Annotated in this window: 21 protein-coding genes; 11 read left to right on the forward strand and 10 right to left on the reverse strand. The window is 61.0% G+C overall.

Going from position 1 to position 20,808, the window contains the following annotated elements; all coding sequences use genetic code 11:
• Nucleotides 1-399: 399 nt before the first annotated feature.
• Nucleotides 400-759: a DUF6124 family protein gene (locus ACODTD_RS04765; RefSeq protein WP_011332439.1), complete on the forward strand. Its 360-nt coding sequence runs from the start codon at nt 400-402 to the stop codon at nt 757-759.
• A gap of 184 nt (nt 760-943) precedes the next feature.
• On the opposite strand, the gene ACODTD_RS04770 is transcribed toward ACODTD_RS04765, so the two are convergent.
• Complete coding sequence (locus ACODTD_RS04770; RefSeq protein ID WP_011332440.1) at nt 944-1,660, reverse strand: SIMPL domain-containing protein; 717 nt, start codon at nt 1,658-1,660, stop codon at nt 944-946.
• 248 nt (nt 1,661-1,908) lie between these two features.
• Between ACODTD_RS04770 and ACODTD_RS04775 the strand changes: the two genes are divergently transcribed.
• From ACODTD_RS04775 to ACODTD_RS04795, 5 genes are all read left to right on the forward strand, one after another.
• Nucleotides 1,909-2,097, forward strand: coding sequence for a hypothetical protein (locus ACODTD_RS04775; protein ID WP_146615300.1), 189 nt, complete (start codon nt 1,909-1,911; stop codon nt 2,095-2,097).
• A gap of 216 nt (nt 2,098-2,313) precedes the next feature.
• Nucleotides 2,314-3,576, forward strand: coding sequence for an ATP-binding protein (locus ACODTD_RS04780; RefSeq protein ID WP_011332442.1), 1,263 nt, complete (start codon nt 2,314-2,316; stop codon nt 3,574-3,576).
• A complete protein-coding gene (locus ACODTD_RS04785) occupies nt 3,569-4,129 on the forward strand; it encodes a response regulator transcription factor (protein ID WP_003221630.1) in 561 nt (186 codons plus the stop codon). Before ACODTD_RS04780 ends, ACODTD_RS04785 begins: the two co-directional genes overlap by 8 nt.
• Nucleotides 4,130-4,225: 96 nt before the next feature.
• Nucleotides 4,226-5,953 carry an ABC transporter ATP-binding protein/permease gene (locus tag ACODTD_RS04790; RefSeq protein WP_201819016.1) on the forward strand — a complete coding sequence of 576 codons (1,728 nt, stop codon included), beginning with the start codon at nt 4,226-4,228 and terminating at the stop codon, nt 5,951-5,953.
• Between the two features lie 131 nt (nt 5,954-6,084).
• Nucleotides 6,085-6,831, forward strand: coding sequence for a FadR/GntR family transcriptional regulator (locus tag ACODTD_RS04795; protein WP_181457905.1), 747 nt, complete (start codon nt 6,085-6,087; stop codon nt 6,829-6,831).
• 4 nt (nt 6,832-6,835) lie between these two features.
• On the opposite strand, the gene ACODTD_RS04800 is transcribed toward ACODTD_RS04795, so the two are convergent.
• The 3 genes from ACODTD_RS04800 to ACODTD_RS04810 form a co-directional block, all read right to left on the reverse strand.
• Entirely contained in the window at nt 6,836-7,210 is a 375-nt protein-coding gene (locus ACODTD_RS04800; RefSeq protein ID WP_489104575.1) for a hypothetical protein, read from the reverse strand.
• Nucleotides 7,211-7,311: 101 nt separating this feature from the next.
• Nucleotides 7,312-7,503: a hypothetical protein gene (locus ACODTD_RS04805; protein WP_011332446.1), complete on the reverse strand. Its 192-nt coding sequence runs from the start codon at nt 7,501-7,503 to the stop codon at nt 7,312-7,314.
• A gap of 11 nt (nt 7,504-7,514) precedes the next feature.
• Nucleotides 7,515-8,828: a phospholipase gene (locus ACODTD_RS04810; protein ID WP_201819020.1), complete on the reverse strand. Its 1,314-nt coding sequence runs from the start codon at nt 8,826-8,828 to the stop codon at nt 7,515-7,517.
• A gap of 233 nt (nt 8,829-9,061) precedes the next feature.
• On the opposite strand from ACODTD_RS04810, the gene kdgD reads away from it, so the two are divergent.
• The 5 genes from kdgD (at nt 9,062) to ACODTD_RS04835 (ending at nt 15,542) form a co-directional block, all read left to right on the forward strand.
• Nucleotides 9,062-9,973, forward strand: a complete 912-nt coding sequence (gene kdgD, locus ACODTD_RS04815) for a 5-dehydro-4-deoxyglucarate dehydratase (protein ID WP_011332448.1) — start codon at nt 9,062-9,064, stop codon at nt 9,971-9,973.
• Between the two features lie 61 nt (nt 9,974-10,034).
• Nucleotides 10,035-11,474 (forward strand): aldehyde dehydrogenase family protein, encoded by a 1,440-nt coding sequence (locus tag ACODTD_RS04820; RefSeq protein ID WP_011332449.1) that lies wholly within the window; start codon nt 10,035-10,037, stop codon nt 11,472-11,474.
• A 99-nt stretch (nt 11,475-11,573) separates the two neighbouring features.
• Nucleotides 11,574-12,938 (forward strand): MFS transporter, encoded by a 1,365-nt coding sequence (locus tag ACODTD_RS04825; protein ID WP_041475503.1) that lies wholly within the window; start codon nt 11,574-11,576, stop codon nt 12,936-12,938.
• A gap of 11 nt (nt 12,939-12,949) precedes the next feature.
• The gene (garD, locus tag ACODTD_RS04830; RefSeq protein WP_007953621.1) at nt 12,950-14,503 is read left to right on the forward strand and encodes a galactarate dehydratase; all 1,554 of its coding nucleotides are present in this window, start codon (nt 12,950-12,952) and stop codon (nt 14,501-14,503) included.
• 97 nt (nt 14,504-14,600) lie between these two features.
• Nucleotides 14,601-15,542: an AEC family transporter gene (locus ACODTD_RS04835; RefSeq protein ID WP_011332451.1), complete on the forward strand. Its 942-nt coding sequence runs from the start codon at nt 14,601-14,603 to the stop codon at nt 15,540-15,542.
• Nucleotides 15,543-15,551: 9 nt separating this feature from the next.
• Here the strand turns inward: ACODTD_RS04835 and ACODTD_RS04840 are convergent, their stop codons facing one another.
• From ACODTD_RS04840 to gatC, 6 genes are all read right to left on the reverse strand, one after another.
• Entirely contained in the window at nt 15,552-15,932 is a 381-nt protein-coding gene (locus tag ACODTD_RS04840; RefSeq protein WP_011332452.1) for a carboxymuconolactone decarboxylase family protein, read from the reverse strand.
• The gene (locus tag ACODTD_RS04845; RefSeq protein ID WP_011332453.1) at nt 15,929-16,990 is read right to left on the reverse strand and encodes a calcium/sodium antiporter; all 1,062 of its coding nucleotides are present in this window, start codon (nt 16,988-16,990) and stop codon (nt 15,929-15,931) included. The genes ACODTD_RS04840 and ACODTD_RS04845 overlap by 4 nt, the downstream gene beginning before the upstream one ends.
• Nucleotides 16,991-17,036: 46 nt before the next feature.
• Nucleotides 17,037-17,411: a septal ring lytic transglycosylase RlpA family protein gene (locus ACODTD_RS04850; RefSeq protein WP_011332454.1), complete on the reverse strand. Its 375-nt coding sequence runs from the start codon at nt 17,409-17,411 to the stop codon at nt 17,037-17,039.
• A gap of 148 nt (nt 17,412-17,559) precedes the next feature.
• On the reverse strand, nt 17,560-19,005 hold the full coding sequence (gatB, locus tag ACODTD_RS04855) for an Asp-tRNA(Asn)/Glu-tRNA(Gln) amidotransferase subunit GatB (protein WP_201819028.1): 1,446 nt from the start codon (nt 19,003-19,005) through the stop codon (nt 17,560-17,562).
• Between the two features lie 10 nt (nt 19,006-19,015).
• Entirely contained in the window at nt 19,016-20,467 is a 1,452-nt protein-coding gene (gatA, locus tag ACODTD_RS04860; RefSeq protein WP_011332456.1) for an Asp-tRNA(Asn)/Glu-tRNA(Gln) amidotransferase subunit GatA, read from the reverse strand.
• A gap of 16 nt (nt 20,468-20,483) precedes the next feature.
• Nucleotides 20,484-20,771 (reverse strand): Asp-tRNA(Asn)/Glu-tRNA(Gln) amidotransferase subunit GatC, encoded by a 288-nt coding sequence (gene gatC / locus ACODTD_RS04865; RefSeq protein ID WP_007953612.1) that lies wholly within the window; start codon nt 20,769-20,771, stop codon nt 20,484-20,486.
• Between the last annotated feature and the right edge of the window lie 37 nt (nt 20,772-20,808).

A 20,808-nucleotide genomic window follows, 5' to 3' on the forward strand; every position in this document is an offset into this window, starting at 1 on the left:
GGGCAGCTTTTGATCGTTCCCACGCTCCGCGTGGGAATGTAGCCGGGACGCTCCGCGTTCCATTTTCGAATGTTTAAAGATGTGTGGGATTCACCGAACCTTCCCACAAGGTTTTCAGGTTGTCCGTCGGAAGCGCGATCCCTAGTCTTTGGTTGTCGCAGAAGACTCTGCGATCGGGAGGTGAGATTCCCGGTTACTGAATTTGGAAACCAGAGCAAGCCGCCCCATAATCGCCGCCAGTTCATGCTGTCGGCAGTTCTTTATGGCGGCTATGTACGGGCGGACTTCGGTCCGGCCGGGTTGGTTTCCTTACCGGTAATCTCACTCCGTACATAGTTGCCACCTCATTTCTCGAGTGAGATCGGAAATGAGTGGCGCAAATTCATAAGGAAATGCTCCATGAACAAGCCCGTACCCGACCCACCCCTCGAATCACCAACGCCCCTCGAAGAAGCCATGCGCGCCGAAGACCTCGCCCGCAACCGCGAAGCCATCAAACGCGCCCTCGACTATTACCTGTGCCCCAACCCTTCCAAACCGCGCCCGAGCACGATGTATATGGTCACGCCCAACGTCGACACCGAAAGCCTGCTGGCCAACGCCTGCGAATCCCTGGCCTCGGCCAATACCATCGCCAGCAATTTCGCCAACGAACTCAGCGGCCCGCAGCGCAGTACGGCGCTCGGCATCCAGCAGATCGTCATGCTGGCTGAGCTTGCAGTGAACCGCGCGCTGGATCGGGTTGATCCGCAAGCTTGAGACCGCGTCATCGTTCATCGCGGGCAAGCCCGCTCCCACAGGGTCGTGCGCGATTTCAATAAATCCGCAGAACTGGTGGGAGCTGGCTTGCCAGCGATGACGGCAGAGCTGACAACTCAAATCCCGAGCATAAAAAAACCGGCGATCATCACTGATCGCCGGTTTTCATTCAGCCGTTACTCAATCACGGCATCAACACTTCAATCGAGCCATCGGCCGTCAGGCTGACCTGGCTGGTGCCGGCTTCGACTTCAGGCGTCACGGGTGCCGAATCCATGCCGGCAGCTTTCATCATCATCGGGGCGCGCATGTACGGTTGTGGGAAGCCGTTGCTGTTGAGGTTCAGGTTGACGATTTTGTAACCCTTGCCGCCCAGGGCGTCGGTGGCCAGTTGGGCGCGGGCCTTGAAGGCGGTGACGGCTTCTTTCAGCAGTTTGTCTTCGCTGGCCTTGCGGGTCGGGTCGGCGATGGCGAAGTCCATGCCGCCCATTTTCAGGTCGGTCAGCAACTCGCCGGTGAGTTTGGACAGGGCGGCGAAGTCGGCGCTTTCCAGGCGCAGTTCGGCGCGTTCGCGCCAGCCGGTGATTTTCTGGCCTTTGGTGTCGTAGATCGGGTAGCTGTTGCGGCTGCCCTGGCGCAGGGTGATGTCTTTGACTTGCTTGGCCTGGGCCAGGGCCTTGTTCATGGTGGTGCTGACGTCGGCGGCGAGTTTGGCCGGGTCAGTGTTTTGCTCTTCGGTGTAGAGAGTCACGATCATCAGGTCGCGGGCCACTTCCTGGCTGACTTCGGCGCGCAGGGAAATCTGGTTGTAGTGCAGCTCGTCGGCGGCCAGGGCCGGAAGGCTGGCGACGCTGCCGACGGTCAGGGCGAGAAGGGCGGCGCTGCGGCGAAATGTGTGCATGAAAGCTCCTTGATGAGGGCGCAGGTGATGGTTCGGGGGCCTGCGTGAAACCATCAGACTCTAGCTTTTATGATCCGGTTCGCCCAGTTACAACTTCTATACAGATACGAGAGTGCGCCGTCCGTCGTATAGGACGGGATACCTGTTGGTTCTGACAGTAGACGGATTTCGTCGGCGGATTGAGCATGTTTGTGAATCGCCATTTCACTCGGCTTCACACACGACAATTACGAATAAGGAAATCTGAGATGAACGCACAAGAACAAGCCGATGCAACAAGTCGAGGTTATTCAGTTCAGCTCCAGGAACGGGTTCCCGGCAGTTGGTCGTATTGGGTTTACTTCAATAGCAATGAGGTGGGTGGCCCCTTTGGTTCAGAGAATGAAGGGTGGAATTGCGTGCAGGGATTGATCAATCAACAAACATACGGGATATGAATTCGACTGATCGTGAAAACCGGTAATCGTGAAGATCGCCGGTTTTTTGAGTATCAGATCGCCGTGCGCAACGCCGGTGACCGCCCGTAGCGAAGACGCCCCTATAGCCGCAGAAAATCTTTGCGCCATGTGGTCGTTTGCCGCACTTTCGCCTCTCAAGCCCGCGCCTTGGTTATACTCCGTGCGATCCGCCTGGAGCGCTCATCAGGAGAGCTCATGCTCGCCCCCGTACAACTGACTTCCGCCACTCGCCAGAACCTCTGGCGGCTGACTTTCATCCGCACCCTGGTGCTCGCCGCGCAGGCCGGCTCCGTGGGCCTGGCTTACTGGCTGGACCTCTTGCCGTTGCCGTGGGTGCAACTGGTGATGACCCTCGGCTGTTCGATTCTGCTGTGTGTGTTCACCGCCGTGCGTTTGCGCACTTCGTGGCCGGTGACCGAGCTCGAATACGCGCTGCAACTGGCCTGCGATCTGGTTATCCACAGCGCCTTGCTGTATTTCTCCGGTGGTTCGACCAACCCGTTCGTTTCGTATTATCTGGTGCCGCTGACCATCGCTGCGGTGACGCTGCCATGGCGTTATTCGGTGGTGCTGTCGGGCATTGCGCTGGCCTTGTATACGCTGATGCTGACGCACTTCTATCCACTGGAAACCCTGCCGGTGGCCCGGGAGAACCTGCAGATCTACGGCATGTGGCTGAGTTTTGCTCTTGCAGCAGCGGTGATTACGTTTTTCGCCGCGCGCATGGCTGAAGAGCTGCGCCGGCAGGAAGAGTTGCGTGCGATCCGCCGCGAAGAAGGCCTGCGCGATCAGCAATTGCTGGCCGTGGCGACTCAGGCCGCCGGTGCCGCTCATGAACTGGGTACGCCGCTGGCGACCATGAGCGTGTTGCTCAACGAAATGCAGCAGGATCATCACGACCCGATGCTTCAGGAAGACCTGAAGGTGTTGAAGGATCAGGTGAAGCTCTGCAAGGAGACCCTCCAACAACTGGTGCGCGCCGCCGAAGCCAACCGCCGGATGGCGGTGGAGATGCAGGACGTCACCGAGTGGCTCGACGAAGCGCTCAACCGCTGGCACCTGATGCGCCCGGAAGCCAGTTACCGCTTCCAGCGTCTGGGCCAGGGCCCGTTGCCGCGTGTGGCGCCGCCACCGGATCTGACTCAGGCCTTGTTGAATCTGTTGAACAACGCCGCCGATGCCTGCCCGGAAAACCTTCAGGTGACCCTGGACTGGACCGCCGAAGACCTGACCATCAGCATCCGCGATCATGGCGCCGGTGTGCCGCTGGCCATCGCCGAGCAGATCGGCAAACCGTTTTTTACCACCAAGGGCAAAGGTTTCGGCCTGGGCCTGTTTTTGAGCAAGGCCAGCGTGACACGCGCCGGCGGCTCAGTGAAACTCTATAGTCATGAGGAAGGCGGCACGCTCACCGAGCTGCGCCTGCCCCACGGCGCCCGAGGAGAGCAACATGAGTGACGAAATCCAAGTCGAAGGCGAAGAACTGCCGCATTTGCTGCTGGTCGACGATGACGCGACCTTCACCCGGGTGATGGCCCGTGCCATGGCCCGCCGTGGTTTCCGCGTCAGCACCGCCGGTTCCGCCGAAGAAGGCCTGACCATCGCCCAGGCCGATCTGCCGGATTACGCCGCGCTGGACCTGAAAATGGACGGCGACTCCGGTCTGGTGCTGCTGCCAAAACTGCTGGAGCTGGACCCGGAAATGCGCGTGGTGATCCTCACCGGTTACTCGAGCATCGCCACGGCGGTTGAAGCGATCAAGCGCGGCGCCTGCAATTACCTGTGCAAACCGGCCGACGCCGACGATGTGCTGGCAGCGCTGCTGTCCGAACACGCCGACCTCGACAGCCTGGTGCCGGAAAACCCGATGTCGGTAGATCGCCTGCAGTGGGAGCACATCCAGCGCGTGCTGACCGAGCACGAAGGCAACATCTCCGCCACGGCCCGCGCCCTGGGCATGCACCGCCGCACCCTGCAGCGCAAACTGCAGAAGCGCCCGGTTCGTCGCTGAACCTGCGCTGAACGACCATCGCCAGCCCTCGCGATAAAGCGCACCGATCATCTATGATCGGTGCGTGTCTGTTCTTTTCTTTATCGAGCCTTTTTCATGAATCAGAACGCTGAATATTCCGCGGTCAACGATACTGTGCGCGGGCAGTTTTTTCGCAAGGTGTGGGCCATGACCACGCCTTACTGGCGCAGCGAAGAGAAGGGCAAGGCCTGGACGTTGCTGATTGCCGTGATTGCGCTGACGTTGTTCAGCGTGGCGATCTCGGTGTGGATCAACAGTTGGTACAAGGACTTCTACAACGCCTTGCAGAAGAAGGACGAGGCGGCGTTCTGGCAACTGATCCTGTATTTCTGCGGCATTGCGGCGGTGGCGATTCTCGGCGCGGTGTATCGTCTGTACCTGACGCAGATGCTGACCATCCGCTGGCGGGCATGGCTCACCGAGAACCATTTCAAGCGCTGGCTCGGGCACAAGAACTATTACCAACTGGAGCAGGGCGGTTACACCGACAACCCTGACCAGCGGATTTCCGAAGACCTCAACACCTTCACCAGCAACACCTTGAGTCTGGCCCTGGGCCTGATCCGCACGGTGGTCAGCCTGGTGTCGTTCTCGATCATTCTGTGGGGCGTGTCGGGCAGCATCGAGGTGTTCGGCGTCGAGATTCCCGGCTACATGTTCTGGTGTGCGCTGCTGTACGCGGCGGTCGGCAGCTGGCTGACGCACCTGATCGGTCGACGCCTGATCGGCCTGAACAACCAGCAACAACGCTTCGAAGCCGACCTGCGTTTCTCCATGGTGCGGGTACGTGAGAATGCCGAGAGCATTGCGTTGTACAACGGCGAACCGAACGAGAATCGTCGTTTGAGCAATCGCTTCGGTCTGGTCTGGCACAACTTCTGGGACATCATGCGGGTGTCCAAGCGCCTGACGTTCTTCACCTCGGGTTACGGCCAGATCGCAATCATCTTTCCGTTCATCGTCGCGGCCCCGCGTTACCTGACCGGCAAGATCGAGCTGGGTGAGCTGATGCAGATCAACTCGGCGTTCGGTAACGTGCAGGAGAACTTCAGCTGGTTCATCAACGCCTATTCGGACCTCGCCGCGTGGCGCGCCACGTGTGATCGTCTGCTGAGTTTCCGCCAGGCGATGACCGACAACGAAGAACGGGCACCGGCCATCGACGTGCAGAATCAGGGCGATGAGCTGACAGTGCACAACCTCGGCCTTGATCTGGCCGACGGTCGTCACCTGCTGACCAATGCCGACATGACCGTGGAGGCGGGCGAGCGGGTGATGCTCAGCGGTCGTTCCGGCAGCGGTAAATCCACTCTGTTACGGGCGATGGGACATTTGTGGCCGGCGGGGCACGGCAGCATTCGCTTGCCGGCCTCGCGTTATCTGTTCCTGCCACAGAAACCGTATCTGCCGATCGGCACCCTGCGCGACGCCTTGAGTTATCCACAACCGGGCGACACCTACGCGCCCGAGCGTTATGCACAAGTGCTGGAAACCTGCCGCTTGCCACATCTGGTGGCTCGACTGGACGAAGCCAACCACTGGCAGCGCATGTTGTCGCCGGGTGAACAACAACGTCTGGCCTTCGCTCGAGCGCTGCTCTACGCGCCGCAATGGCTGTACATGGACGAAGCAACCTCGGCGATGGATGAGGAAGACGAAGCCACGCTGTATCAGGCGTTGATCGACCAGTTGCCGGGCCTGAGCATTGTCAGCGTCGGCCATCGCAGCAGCCTCAAGCGCTTCCATCCACGGCATGTGCGGATCGACAGTGGTCACCTGGTTGAGCAGAACGTGACCGCCTGATATATCCACACAAACCCTGTGGGGGCTGGCTTGCCGCCTCCCACAGGGTTTGTGTGGAAACGGAAAGTGATCGTACAACCCGCTTGAGCTATGATGCCCACAAGCCGAATTTTCGAGACAAGATGCAAACCATGGAAAACACGATCGACACCCCGCGTCTCCCTCGCAAGCGCCGCAGCCTGGCTCAGGAACTGGTGACGGTGCTGACCGAGCAGATCCGCGACGGTCTGCTCAAGCGCGGCGACAAGTTGCCGACCGAGTCGGCGATCATGGAGGCCCATGGCGTCAGCCGCACCGTGGTGCGCGAGGCGATTTCCCGTTTGCAGGCGGCGGGGCAGGTGGAAACCCGTCATGGCATCGGCACCTTCGTGCTCGACACCCCGAGCCCGAGCGGTTTCCGGATCGACCCGGCCACCGTGGTCACCCTGCGTGACGTGCTGGCCATTCTCGAACTGCGTATCAGCCTCGAAGTCGAATCCGCCGGCCTCGCCGCACAGCGCCGCAGCGCCGAGCAACTTGCTGCGATGCGCGCGGCCCTTGATGCGCTGAATGACAGCGTGGCCCACGCCAGCGATGCAGTGGCGTCGGACTTCCAGTTCCATCTGCAAATCGCGCTGTCCACCGGCAACCGCTATTTCACCGACATCATGACCCACCTGGGCACCAGCATCATTCCGCGCACTCGCCTGAATTCGGCGCGCCTGGCCCATGACGATCAGCAGCACTACATGAATCGCCTGAGCCGCGAACACGAAGAAATCTACGACGCCATCGCCCGTCAGGATTCCGATGCCGCCCGTGCGGCCATGCGCCTGCACCTGACCAACAGCCGCGAACGGCTGCGTCAGGCGCATGAAGAGGCGCAGGCGCAGGGGTGAGAAATCAGGCTTCGATGTAGAGTTTCAGTGGTTCCGAACACGGCTCCAGACTGGCCTCATCAGCAAACTTGTAACGCAGTTCGACGGTGTTGTTCAGGTACTTTTCCAGCTCGAATCTGGGGATGCTCAGTTCGATCCCGGTCAGGCCGACCATATCGTCGAGTGCGTCATCCCAGACGCCGGTCGGCTCCGACAAACCCTGCCATTCAGGCTCTTCAGGATCGTCACCGAGGATCGGGTACACATCCCAGTTCGGCGGTGTGTTCTGGCCATCGGGTACACGAACGATCAGGTCGTCATCCAGGCTCGATAACCGCAGGATGATCGAGTCGCTGGCGTGATCGGGAAATTGCGAAAGGTGTGCAGCGGCAAACGTCATGGTTCGTCTCCTTGAAAGATCTGCCGCGATCCTTCGCGGCAGTCGTTGCACTTTACCCGGCGAATTCGTGAGGCGCGCCGGGGCAATCTTGTCCGGGCATTTCAGCTGTGGGGCAGAATCGAACGATCCACCCTGACCGCGAGTTTGCCGGGGCCGGGGCTGACGTCGAACGTCGCGTGGCCCTCAGCGTCCACCGACGCCCGAGCGATGGCCACACCGTCGCGCAGCAATTGCAGCGGCGCACCTTTCAACGATTGGCCCGAGGCCAGTTCCAGTTTCAATTTGATGCTCATCGAATCGCTCCTTAATTCGTATTGCCGGCTGGGTGATAGTCCTTGAGCAGCAGGTAAGTGCTCCAGCCCCACCAGTCGTCGACGGTGGCGGTGTCGTTGAGGTTGTTGACGTCCTTGCGCCGCAGGACTTTGTTGCCCTGGACGCGGAACAGTGGTGAGAAGTTGTTCTCCACTTTGTGCACATCATCGAGATCCGGCAGGTGCTTCAGCGCGGCGAAATCGGACTCATCAGGGCGCTTGCCACTGAGGTAGGCGTCGAACACTTCGTCGGCGGAGGCCTGGGTAGCCTGTTTGACATGGGACTGGTTGGCGAACTGTTCCTCGTCAGGGATGAGGTCGAAGTAGCGTTTGTCGCCAAAAGTGCGCCAGTGCTCGCTCAGGCTATTGCGCACCTTGAGGCCAAACTGGTTGTCTTCGTCGTGCATGAAACGAGAAATCAGCGAACCCAGATCGCCGGGTGTCACCACCGCCGCCAGCTCACGGCGCGGAACGCGCAGGTGACCGGAGGCAAACAGGTCGGTGAGGAAATGATCGGCGAAGGCATTCATGGCGTAGGCCAGTTCCAGGGCCGCGGTGTCCTGCGTCCCATGGGCGGCGACGGCCTGTTTGAGTGCTGCCGAGTGGCCGGCGATATAGGCGCGTTTTGCCCATTTGCCAAAATGGTCGGGGTTGTTGGCCGCGAGTTTCAGATAGCGACCCAGTGGAAAAAGGGCGGAGACAAAACTTCCGCCGCCGGTGATTTTATTCCACTCTTCGGACAACGTATCACCCAGTTTCTCGTACGCCTCATGCGCGGGCTTGCCCTCGTGGATGGCTTGTTCGACCGCCGCAGCCTCTTGTTTGGCGACCTCGAGAATCTTGCCTGCCTCAGCTTTCGCAGAAGATGCGGTTGCCAGGGAATTGAACGCAGCAGTAAAGCGCTGAAGGCGCTCGGCGGCTGTCGCGCCGTCGCAGATCGGTTGCTCGGGGATCCCATAGAAATCGCCACCCAAGCCCAATATCTGACCGTAGGTCAGTGCCAATCCATTGGGCAGATGCAGGGGAACCTTGCTGGCCGGTCTTGGTGGCGTTGTTGTGTCCTGACGCAGCAGCACATTGTCGCCGATGGCCGTGTGTTCAAGTATTTCGTAATACAGCCCGATCCCTTTGCTTGCCCTTGGTTTACCCGGGTTGGGAGGCGGGGGCTCGATGTGCGAATCGGTCGCCAGCAATATGAGGTGAGACTGTTCGCCGTCGATCTCGATCCCCGTTTCGCTAAACAACTCCTCGAACCGGGCAATGAGCGGGACCGGCGGTTGTTGTGGATCGTTTTGTGGATCTGACATTTCTTGCTCCTTGATATGCCATCCGTAAAAATATTTAACTGTACTTATATACAGTAATCGGCAGCCTAGCCCAGAAGTTTCCTACGTCAAGGTAAGCAGAGTCCCACGCAGGAGGAGGCGAAGACGATGAAATGCAGTTGACGGTTATATTTTAAGTTGTACGATGACCTACAACTTCGGCGAAGGCTGAACGGTCCACTCACAAAAAACGTTGCTACCAGGGTGTTCGAATAATGAATCCACAAGAACTGAAGTCCATCCTCTCCGCCGGCCTGCTGTCGTTCCCGGTGACCGATTTCAATGCCCAGGGCGATTTCAACCGCGCTGGCTACATCAAACGCCTGGAATGGCTGGCCCCGTACGGTGCTTCAGCCCTGTTCGCCGCCGGTGGCACCGGTGAATTCTTCTCCCTGGCTGCCAGCGAATACTCGGAAATCATCAAGACTGCCGTCGACACTTGCGCCAGCAGCGTGCCGATCCTCGCCGGTGTCGGCGGTTCGACCCGTCAGGCCATCGAATACGCTCAGGAAGCCGAGCGTCTGGGCGCCAAAGGCCTGTTGTTGCTGCCGCACTATCTGACCGAAGCCAGCCAGGACGGCGTTGCCGCCCACGTTGAAGCGGTGTGCAAATCGGTCAACATCGGCGTGGTGGTCTACAACCGCAACGTCTGCCGCCTGACCGCGCCGCTGCTGGAGCGTCTGGCCGAGCGCTGCCCGAACCTGATCGGTTACAAGGACGGTCTGGGCGATATCGAACTGATGGTGTCGATCCGTCGTCGCCTCGGCGATCGCTTCAGCTACCTCGGTGGTCTGCCGACCGCCGAAGTCTACGCCGCTGCCTACAAGGCCCTGGGCGTGCCGGTCTACTCGTCGGCGGTGTTCAACTTCATCCCGAAAACCGCGATGGACTTCTACCACGCCATTGCCCGCGAAGATCACGCCACCGTCGGCAAGATCATCGACGACTTCTTCCTGCCGTACCTCGACATCCGCAACCGCAAGGCCGGTTACGCCGTGAGCATCGTCAAGGCTGGCGCCAAGATCGCCGGTTATGACGCCGGCCCGGTGCGGGCGCCGCTGACCGACTTGACCGGCGAAGAGTACGAAATGCTCGCTGCGCTGATCGACAAGCAAGGTGCGCAGTAACACACCTCTATAAACAAGGCCGCTGAGCAATCAGCGGCTTTTTGCGTCAGGAGAATGATTCGTGACCAAGCGCTATGACAACTACATCAACGGTGAATGGGTCGCCGGCAACGATTACTCGGCGAACATCAACCCGTCCGAACTGAGCGATACCATCGGCGATTACGCCAAGGCTGACCTGGCTCAAGTCAATGCCGCCATCGACGCCGCTCGCGCTGCATTCCCGGCGTGGTCGACTTCGGGCATTCAGGCCCGTCACGACTCGCTGGACAAAGTCGGCACTGAAATCCTCGCCCGTCGCGAAGAGCTCGGCACTTTACTGGCCCGGGAAGAGGGCAAGACCCTGCCCGAAGCCATCGGCGAAGTGACCCGCGCCGGCAACATCTTCAAGTTCTTCGCCGGTGAATGCCTGCGTCTGTCCGGCGACTACGTGCCGTCGGTGCGTCCGGGCGTCAACGTTGAAGTCACCCGCGAAGCCCTCGGCGTGGTCGGTCTGATCACCCCGTGGAATTTCCCGATTGCCATCCCGTCGTGGAAAATCGCCCCGGCCCTGGCCTACGGCAACTGCGTGGTGTTGAAGCCGGCGGATCTGGTGCCGGGCTGTGCCTGGGCGCTGGCCGAAATCATCTCCCGCGCAGGCTTCCCGGCCGGCGTGTTCAACCTGGTGATGGGCAGCGGTCGCGTGGTCGGTGAAGCACTGGTCAACAGCCCGAAAGTCGACGGCATCAGCTTCACCGGCTCCGTCGGTGTGGGCCGTCAGATCGCGGTCAATTGCGTGTCGCGTCAGGCCAAGGTTCAGCTGGAGATGGGCGGCAAGAACCCGCAGATCATTCTCGACGACGCCGACCTCAAGCAGGCGGTCGAGCTGTCGGTGCAGAGCGCGTTCTACTCCACCGGCCAGCGTTGCACGGCATCGAGCCGTCTGATCGTCACCGCCGGCATTCACGACAAGTTCGTCGAAGCCATGGCCGAGCGCATGAAGTCGATCAAGGTCGGTCACGCGCTGAAGGCCGGCACCGACATCGGTCCGGTGGTCTCGCAAGCGCAGCTTGAGCAGGACATGAAGTACATCGACATCGGTCAGTCCGAAGGTGCGCGTCTGGTCAGCGGCGGTGGTTTGGTGACGTGTGACACCGAGGGTTACTTCCTCGCGCCGACCCTGTTTGCCGACAGCGAAGCCTCGATGCGCATCAGCCGCGAAGAGATCTTCGGCCCGGTGGCCAACATCGTCCGCGTGGCCGATTACGAGGCTGCACTGGCCATGGCCAACGACACCGAATTCGGTCTGTCGGCGGGCATCGCCACCACGTCGCTGAAGTACGCCAACCACTTCAAGCGTCATTCCCAGGCCGGGATGGTGATGGTCAACCTGCCGACCGCCGGTGTCGATTATCACGTTCCGTTCGGTGGCCGTAAGGGTTCATCCTATGGCTCACGTGAGCAAGGCCGCTATGCACAAGAGTTCTACACGGTCGTGAAGACCAGCTACATCGGTTCGTAAATCGCTGCACCCGCGCCGGGCCTTCGCCTGAGGCCCAGCGCGGCACAAGACCAAAGAGTGTTTTACCCGCATAAAAATAATCAGTGGGAGTACATCTACATGCAATCGTCCAAGCCGACTCACGTCCGCTATTTGATCCTGCTCATGCTGTTCCTGGTGACCACGATCAACTACGCCGACCGTGCCACCATCGCGATCGCCGGTTCCAGTTTGCAAAAAGACCTCGGCATCGACGCGGTCACCCTCGGCTACATCTTCTCTGCTTTCGGTTGGGCCTACGTGGCCGGGCAAATTCCCGGCGGCTGGCTGCTCGATCGCTTCGGCTCGAAAAAAGTCTATGCCCTGAGCATCTTCACCTGGTCGCTGTTCACCGTGCTGCAAGGCTTCGTCGGTGAGTTCGGCATGTCCACGGCCATCGTCGCGCTGTTCATGCTGCGCTTTCTGGTCGGTCTGGCCGAGGCGCCATCGTTCCCCGGTAACGCACGCATCGTCGCGGCCTGGTTCCCGACCGCTGAGCGCGGCACCGCTTCGGCGATCTTCAACTCGGCGCAATACTTCGCCACCGTGCTGTTCGCACCGCTGATGGGCTGGATCGTGTTCTCCTTTGGCTGGGAGCACGTGTTCATCGTCATGGGCCTGCTCGGCATCGTGTTCTCGCTGGTCTGGCTCAAGGTTATCCACAGCCCGCGCCAACACCCGATGGCCAACGAAGCGGAAGTGAAGTTCATCGCCGACAACGGCGGCATGGTCGACATGGACCAGAAACAAGGCAAAAAGGCTGACGGCCCGAAATGGGATTACATCCGGCAGTTGCTGACCAATCGCATGATGCTCGGCGTTTACCTGGGCCAGTACTGCATCAACGGCATCACCTATTTCTTCCTGACCTGGTTCCCGGTGTACCTGGTGCAGGAGCGCGGCATGACCATCCTCAAGGCCGGTTTCATTGCCTCGTTGCCGGCGATCTGCGGCTTTATCGGTGGCGTGCTCGGCGGGGTGATTTCCGATTACCTGCTGCGCAAGGGCCATTCGCTGACCTTCGCCCGCAAGGCGCCGATCATTGCCGGTCTGCTGGTTTCGAGCAGCATCGTGGCCTGCAACTATGTCGACGTTGAATGGATGGTGGTCGGCTTTATGGCCCTGGCATTCTTCGGCAAAGGCGTGGGTGCACTGGGCTGGGCGGTGGTCTCCGACACCTCGCCGAAACAGATTGCTGGTCTGAGTGGCGGCCTGTTCAACACCTTCGGCAACATCGCGTCGATCACCACCCCGATCGTCATAGGCTACATCATCAGCTCCACCGGTTCGTTCAAATGGGCACTGGTGTTCGTCGGCGCCAACGCACTCGTGGCGGTGTTCAGCTACCTGGTGATCGTCGGCCCGATCAAACGTGTGGTACTTAAAGAGCCGCCAACCAATGGCGGTTCCGAAGCCACCGGCAAATTGTCTCAAGCGCATTCCTGAGGAGCGGCGTCATGCAGTTGATTGAACATTCCGACTCGCCGCGCTACATCCGCCTGCACGAGCGGGACAACGTAGTGGTAGTGGTCAACGACCAGGGCGTGCCGGCCGGCACCGCATTTGCCGATGGCCTGGTGACGGTGGATTTTGTACCGCAGAGTCACAAGGTCAGCCTCGTGGATATTCCCGAGGGCGGCACGGTGATTCGCTACGGCCAGATCATCGGCTACGCGTTGCAGCCGATTCCCCGTGGCAGTTGGGTCAAGGAAGATCAACTGCGCATGCCGACCGCGCCGCCGCTGGACAGCCTGCCGCTGTCCACCGATGTGCCGGCCGCCCAGGCTCCGCTGGAAGGCTTCACGTTCGAGGGTTACCGCAACGCCGACGGTACGGTCGGCACGCGCAACATCCTCGGGATCACCACTACCGTGCAATGCGTCACCGGGGTGCTGGATCACGCGGTGAAGCGGATCAAGGATGAACTGTTGCCGAAGTACCCGCACGTCGATGACGTGGTGGCGCTGACCCACAGTTACGGTTGCGGCGTGGCCATCACGGCCACCGACGCCTACATCCCGATCCGCACGGTGCGCAATCTGGCGCGCAACCCGAACCTCGGTGGCGAGGCGCTGGTGATCAGTCTGGGCTGCGAAAAATTGCAGGCCGGGCAGGTGATGCATGAAGACGATGCTTCGGTGGATCTGAGCGAGCCATGGCTGTATCGCTTGCAGGATTCCAGTCACGGTTTCACCGAGATGATCGAGCAGATCATGGAGTTGGCTGAAGTCCGACTGAAGAAACTCGACCAGCGCCGCCGGGAAACCGTGCCGGCGTCCGAGTTGATCCTGGGCATGCAGTGCGGCGGCAGCGATGCGTTTTCCGGGATCACCGCCAACCCGGCGCTTGGTTATGCCTCGGACTTGCTGCTGCGTGCGGGGGCGACGGTGATGTTTTCCGAAGTCACCGAAGTGCGCGACGCGATTTACCTGCTGACCTCACGGGCCCAGACCAAAACCGTTGCCGAGGAACTGGTGCGCGAGATGGACTGGTACGACCGTTACCTGGCCAAGGGTGAAGCGGATCGCAGCGCCAACACCACGCCGGGCAACAAGAAGGGCGGGTTGTCGAACATCGTCGAGAAGTCGCTGGGCTCGATCGTGAAGTCCGGCAGCAGTGCGATCAGCGGCGTGCTCGGCCCCGGGGAGCGCTTCAAGCAGAAGGGTTTGATTTTTTGTGCGACGCCGGCGAGTGATTTTGTCTGCGGTACGTTGCAACTGGCGGCGGGGATGAACCTGCATGTGTTCACGACCGGTCGTGGCACGCCTTACGGGTTGGCGATGGCGCCAGTGGTGAAGGTTTCGACCCGTACGGAGCTGGCGCAGCGCTGGCCGGATCTGATCGACATCGATGCCGGGCGGATTGCTACCGGGCGTGCGTCCATCGAGGAGTTGGGCTGGGAGTTGTTCCACTACTACCTGGATGTGGCGAGCGGCAAGCAGCAGACGTGGGCGGAGAAGCACAAGCTGCATAACGACATTACGTTGTTCAATCCGGCGCCTATCACCTGAGTCTGTTGATCGTTCCCACGCATAGCGTGGGAACGAACGGGGTGAAAGTGGCTTATCATTAGCCCCCTAACGACGCTCACCTCCAAGGCTCCCCGGCATGCTGGCAATCTTCCTCGAAACCCTGAATATCACCGCGCCGGTGTTTGCCATGCTGTTTCTGGGGGTGCTGCTCAAGCGCATCGACTGGATCAACGACAACTTTATCCACACGGCCTCGTCGCTGGTGTTCAACGTCACCATGCCGGCGCTGCTGTTTCTCGGCATCCTGCACGCCGACCTGCACGCCGCGCTGCAACCGGCGCTGCTCATCTATTTCGCCCTTGCCACGCTGGTCAGTTTTGCCCTGGCCTGGGGCTGGGCGATTTTCCGCTGCCCGCGTGAAGACCGGGGCATCTACACCCAAGGCGCGTTTCGCGGCAACAACGGGGTGATCGGCCTGGCGCTGGCGGCGAGCATGTATGGCGACTACGGGATTTCCCTCGGGGCGATTCTCGCGGCGCTGGTGATCCTGTTCTACAACACCCTGTCGACCATCGTGCTGGCGGTGTACAGCCCGGTGATCAAGTCCGATCCGTGGAGCATCTGCAAAAGCGTGGTCAGCAATCCGTTGATCATCAGCGTGATCGCGGCGGCGCCGTTCGCTTATTTCAAGATCGGTCTGCCGGGGTGGCTGGAAACCTCCGGCCAGTACCTGGCGCAAACCACGCTGCCGCTGGCCCTGATCTGCATTGGCGGTACGCTGTCGCTGGCGGCGCTGCGCAAGAGCGGCAACATGGCGCTCAGTTCGAGTCTGGTGAAGATGGTCGGTCTGCCGGTGATCGCCACGCTGGGCGCGTGGCTCTGGGGCTTTCGCGGGGCGGAGCTGGGAATTCTGTTTCTGTACTTCGGCAGCCCGACCGCCGCCGCCAGTTTCGTCATGGCCCGTGCGGCACAGGGCAACCATGAACTGGCGGCGGCGATCATCGTGCTGACCACATTGATGGCAGCGATCACCACCAATATCGGGATCTTCTTCCTGCAGTGGGGCGGGTGGATCTGAGGCCGGCGGTTACTCGGGCTTCTGGTAACTGTCGATCACTTCCTGCGCCGCGCGGAACGCATCGATCGCCGCCGGTACGCCTGCGTACACCGCGCAATGCAGCAGCGCTTCACGGATCTCATCGACCGTGCAGCCATTGTTCAGCGCACCGCGCACGTGGCCCTTCAACTCTTGCGGACACTTCAACGCAGTCAGCGCGGCGAGGGTGATCAGGCTGCGGGTTTTCAGCGGCAGACCTTCTCGATTCCACACGCCGCCCCAGGCGTGTTCGTTGACGAAATCCTGCAAGGGTTGAGTGAACTCCGTGGCATTGCCCAGCGCGCGGTCGACAAACGCGTCGCCCATTACCTGACGGCGGACTTCAACCCCGGATTTCTTCGATTCGGTCATGGCATATCCCTCTTGTGGTGTTGGCGGCGCCAGGCGCGCACGGACGTGAAAAACAGAAACGCCAGCAGCGTCGGCAGCACATAAAACAGCATCAATCGCTCGAGTTTGCCGGCCAGTGGCATGCCGGTGGTGAACGACACCACGTGCAGCCCGTACGCCAGGTACAAACCCAGCAGCAACAGGCCTTCGGCCCGGGTCACGCGGTAACCGGAATAGAACACCGGCAGGCACAGCGCGGCGACGCCGAGCATCACCGGCAGGTCGAAATCCAGTGCGTTCGGCGAGACCGACAGCGGCGTCGGCGCGATCAGTGCGGTGAGGCCCAGCACCCCAAGCAGGTTGAACAGGTTGGCACCGATCACGTTGCCCACGGCGATGTCCCGCTGACCGCGCAACGCAGCGATCAGCGAGGTGGCGAGTTCCGGCAGCGAGGTGCCGACCGCGACCACGGTCAGGCCGATCACCCGCTCGGAGAACCCCAGGTCGGTGGCCACCACCACGGCCGCCCCCAGTAGCAGATGCCCGGCGAACACCAGCATGCCCAGACCGCCGACAATCATCAGCAGGCTGGTGAACCATGGGGCCTGCGGATCGTGGGGTTGATCGGAGTGCGGGCGGGCCGAGTGCCGCGACTGGCGCAGCAATAATCCGAGATACAGGGCGAGGGCGCCGAGCAACAGAATGCCGTCGAAGCGCCCGAGCTCTTCATTCCATGCCAGGACGAACACCAGCAGGCTGGCACCGATCATCAGTGGAATGTCGAGGCGCACCAATTGCCGCGATACCCGCAGCGGAATGATCAGCGCCGACAGGCCGAGGGTGACGAGAATGTTGAAAATGCTGCTGCCGATCACGCTGCTGACGGCGATGTCCGGCGTGTGCGCCTGTACGGCTTGCAGGCTGACGGCCATTTGCGGAGCGCTGCTGCCGAGGGCGACGATGGTCAGGCCGATGATCAGCGGTCGGACATGCAGACGCGCGGCCAGGCGCACGGCGGCGCGCACCATCAGCTCGGCGCCGGCGATCAGCAGGAACAGCCCGCTGAGCAATTCGATCACACTGATCAGGGGTAAGTCGGTCAGTCCGAAAATAGTGGACGCTCCATCAGTCGTCGAGGGCCTGGACCCGAACGCGGGCGGTTCCACTGCGCAGCATACCGAGCTGTTCGGCCGCCGCACGTGAAACATCGATCAGGCGGCCACGGGTGTGCGGGCCGCGGTCGTTGATGCGGACCACGACGGATTCATCGTTTTTCAGGTTGGTGACCTTCACCCGGGTGCCGAACGGCAACTGGCGGTGGGCGGCTGTCAAAGAATTCTGGTTGAACGCTTCGCCGCTGGCGGTGCGTTTACCGTGGTGCTTGGCACCGTAATAGGAGGCGACGCCGGTCTGGTCGTAACCGTGCGGGTCGATGACATCGGTGCTGGCGCAACCGGCCAGCAAGGAGAGCAGGGCGCAGGCGCCGAGCAGACGTTTCATTCGAAAGCTCCCAAATAACAATGTGGGAGCGAGCTTGCTGGCGAAGGCGATCCGTCAGTCACTTTTGCAGTGTCTGAAATTGCGCTGTCGCGAGCATGCTCGCTCCCACAGGGAATGGAGCCAGGCTTTGGATCTGGCTCCATTGTGGTCAGCCTTCGAGCTTGCTTTTCAGCAGTTCGTTCACTTGCTGCGGGTTGGCCTTGCCTTTGGAGGCTTTCATGGCCTGGCCGACGAAGAAGCCGAACATCTTGCCGCGCTTGGCTTCGTCTGCCGCACGGTATTGCTCGACCTGCTCGGCATTGGCCGCGAGCATTTCGTCCAGCACCGCCGAGATTGCGCCGGTGTCGGTCACTTGCTTCAGGCCGCGCTTTTCGATGATCTCGTCTGCGCTGCCTTCGCCGTTGGCCATCGCTTCAAACACCACCTTGGCGATCTTGCCGGAGATGGTGTTGTCCTTGATGCGCTGCAGCATGCCGCCCAGTTGTTCGGCCGAAACTGGCGAATCCTCGATGTCCAGGTTCTGCTTGTTGAGCAGGCTGCCCAACTCGACCATCACCCAGTTCGCCGCCAGTTTGGCGTCGCCGCCGATGCTGGCGACTTTCTCGAAGTAGTCCGCCTGCTCACGGCTGGTGGCCAGCACGTTGGCGTCATAGGCCGACAGACCGAACGCACTCTGGAAGCGCTCGCGCTTCTGCGGTGGCAGTTCCGGCAGGGTGGCGCGCACGTCATTGAGGAACGAGTCCTCGATGACCACCGGCAGCAGGTCCGGATCGGGGAAGTAACGGTAGTCGTTGGCTTCCTCTTTGCTGCGCATCGGACGGGTTTCGTCCTTGTTCGGATCGTACAGACGGGTCTGCTGGATCACTTTGCCGCCGTCTTCGATCAGGTCGATCTGACGCTGGATCTCGGAGTTGATCGCCTTCTCGATGAAGCGGAACGAGTTGACGTTCTTGATTTCACAGCGGGTGCCGAACTCGGCCTGGCCTTTCGGACGGATCGACACGTTGCAGTCGCAACGCAGCGAGCCTTCGGCCATGTTGCCATCGCAGATGCCCAGGTAACGTACCAGCGCGTGGATCGCCTTGACGTAGGCCACGGCTTCCTTGGCGCTGCGCATGTCAGGCTCGGACACGATTTCCAGCAGCGGCGTGCCGGCACGGTTCAGGTCGATGCCGGTGGCACCGCTGAATTCTTCGTGCAGGCTCTTGCCGGCGTCTTCTTCCAGGTGCGCGCGGGTGATGCCGACGCGTTTGACCGTGCCGTCTTCCAGAGCGATGTCCAAGTGGCCCTTGCCGACGATCGGCAACTCCATCTGGCTGATCTGGTAGCCCTTCGGCAGGTCCGGGTAGAAGTAGTTTTTACGGGCGAACACGTTGTGCTGACCGATCTCGGCGTCAATCGCCAGACCGAACATCACCGCCATGCGCACCGCTTCCTGGTTGAGCACCGGCAGCACGCCGGGCATGCCCAGGTCGATCAGGCTGGCCTGGGTGTTCGGCTCGGAACCGAACTGGGTGGAACTACCGGAAAAGATTTTCGACCGGGTGGTGAGCTGGGTGTGAATCTCCAGCCCGATCACGACTTCCCATTGCATGTGTGTCTCCTCAGAAGCCGGTTGGGGTGCGGGTGTGCCAGTCAGTGTTCAACTGATACTGGTGCGCAACATTGAGCAAACGGCCTTCCTGGAAATACGGAGCGAGCAGTTGCACGCCGACCGGCAGGCCGTCGACGAAACCGGCCGGCATCGACAGGCCCGGCAGGCCCGCGAGGTTGGCGGTGATGGTGTAGACGTCTTCCAGGTAGGCGGCGACCGGGTCGCTGTTCTTGGCACCGAGTTTCCAGGCCGGGTTTGGCGTGGTCGGGCCGAGGATGATGTCGACTTCATTAAAGGCAGCCATGAAGTCGTTCTTCACCAGGCGACGGATCTTCTGCGCTTTCAGGTAGTAGGCGTCGTAGTAACCGGCGGACAGCGCGTAGGCACCGACCATGATCCGGCGCTGCACTTCAGGCCCGAAGCCTTCGCCACGGGAGCGCTTGTACAGGTCTTCCAGGTTCTTCGGGTCTGCGCAGCGGTGGCCGAAGCGCACGCCGTCGAAACGCGACAGGTTGGAGGAGGCTTCTGCCGGGGCGATCACGTAGTACGCAGGGATCGCGTGCTGCATGTTCGGCAGGCTGATTTCCTTGATCACAGCACCGAGCTTCTGCAGCTCCTTGATGCTGTTCTGGATCAGGTCGGCGATGCGCGGGTCGAGACCGGCACCGAAGTATTCCTTCGGCACGCCGATACGCAGTCCTTGCAGCGAACCATTCAGGCCGGCGGCGTAGTCCGGCACTGGCTCATCGATGCTGGTGGAGTCGTTCGGATCGAAGCCGGCCATACCTTGCAACAAAATCGCGCAGTCTTCGGCGGTGCGAGCCAGCGGGCCGCCCTGATCGAGGCTGGAGGCGTAAGCGATCATGCCCCAGCGCGACACGCGACCGTAGGTCGGTTTCAGGCCGGTGAGGTTGGTGAATGCTGCTGGCTGACGGATCGAACCGCCGGTGTCGGTGGCCGTTGCGGCAGGCAACAGACGAGCGGCAACCGCGGCAGCCGAACCACCGGACGAACCGCCCGGCACGTGTTCCAGGTTCCACGGGTTTTTCACCGCGCCGTACCAGCTCGACTCGTTGGCCGAACCCATGGCGAATTCGTCCATGTTGGTCTTGCCCAGGGTCACGGTGCCGGCGGCGGCCAGCTTCGACACCACGGTGGCGTCGTATGGAGCCTTGAAGTTGTCGAGCATCTTCGAGCCGCAGCTGGTGCGGATGCCCTGGGTGCAGAACAGATCCTTGTGGGCGATCGGCGCACCGAGCAGGGCGCCACTCTCACCATTGGCCCGGCGCACGTCGGCGGCTTTCGCCTGCTCAAGGGCCAGCTCTTCGGTGAGGCTGATGAAACTGTTGAGCTGCGGGTCGAGCTGAGTAATACGCGCCAGCAGGACTTTGGTCAGCTCTTCGGAAGAAAACTTTTTATCGGCGAGACCGCGGGCGATCTCGGCCAGAGTCAATTGATGCATTGCAGGCTCTTTCCCTTTAGTCGATGACTTTCGGAACCAGGTACAGGCCGTTTTCGACCGCTGGTGCGATGGACTGATAAGCCTCGCGGTTATTGCTTTCGGTCACGACGTCGGCGCGCAGGCGCTGACTGGCTTCCAGCGGGTGGGCCAGCGGTTCGATACCGTCGGTATTGACCGCCTGCATTTCGTCGACCAGCCCGAGAATGCTGTTGAGGGCCGAAGTGATGTGTGGAAGATCGGCGTCATTAAGGCCAAGGCTGGCCAGATGAGCGATTTTTTCCACGTCGGAGCGTTCTAGCGCCATCGGGTTTCTCCAGTGGAAAACAGGACGGACGGCGTCC

Source organism: Pseudomonas sp. FG35, from assembly GCF_057809295.1.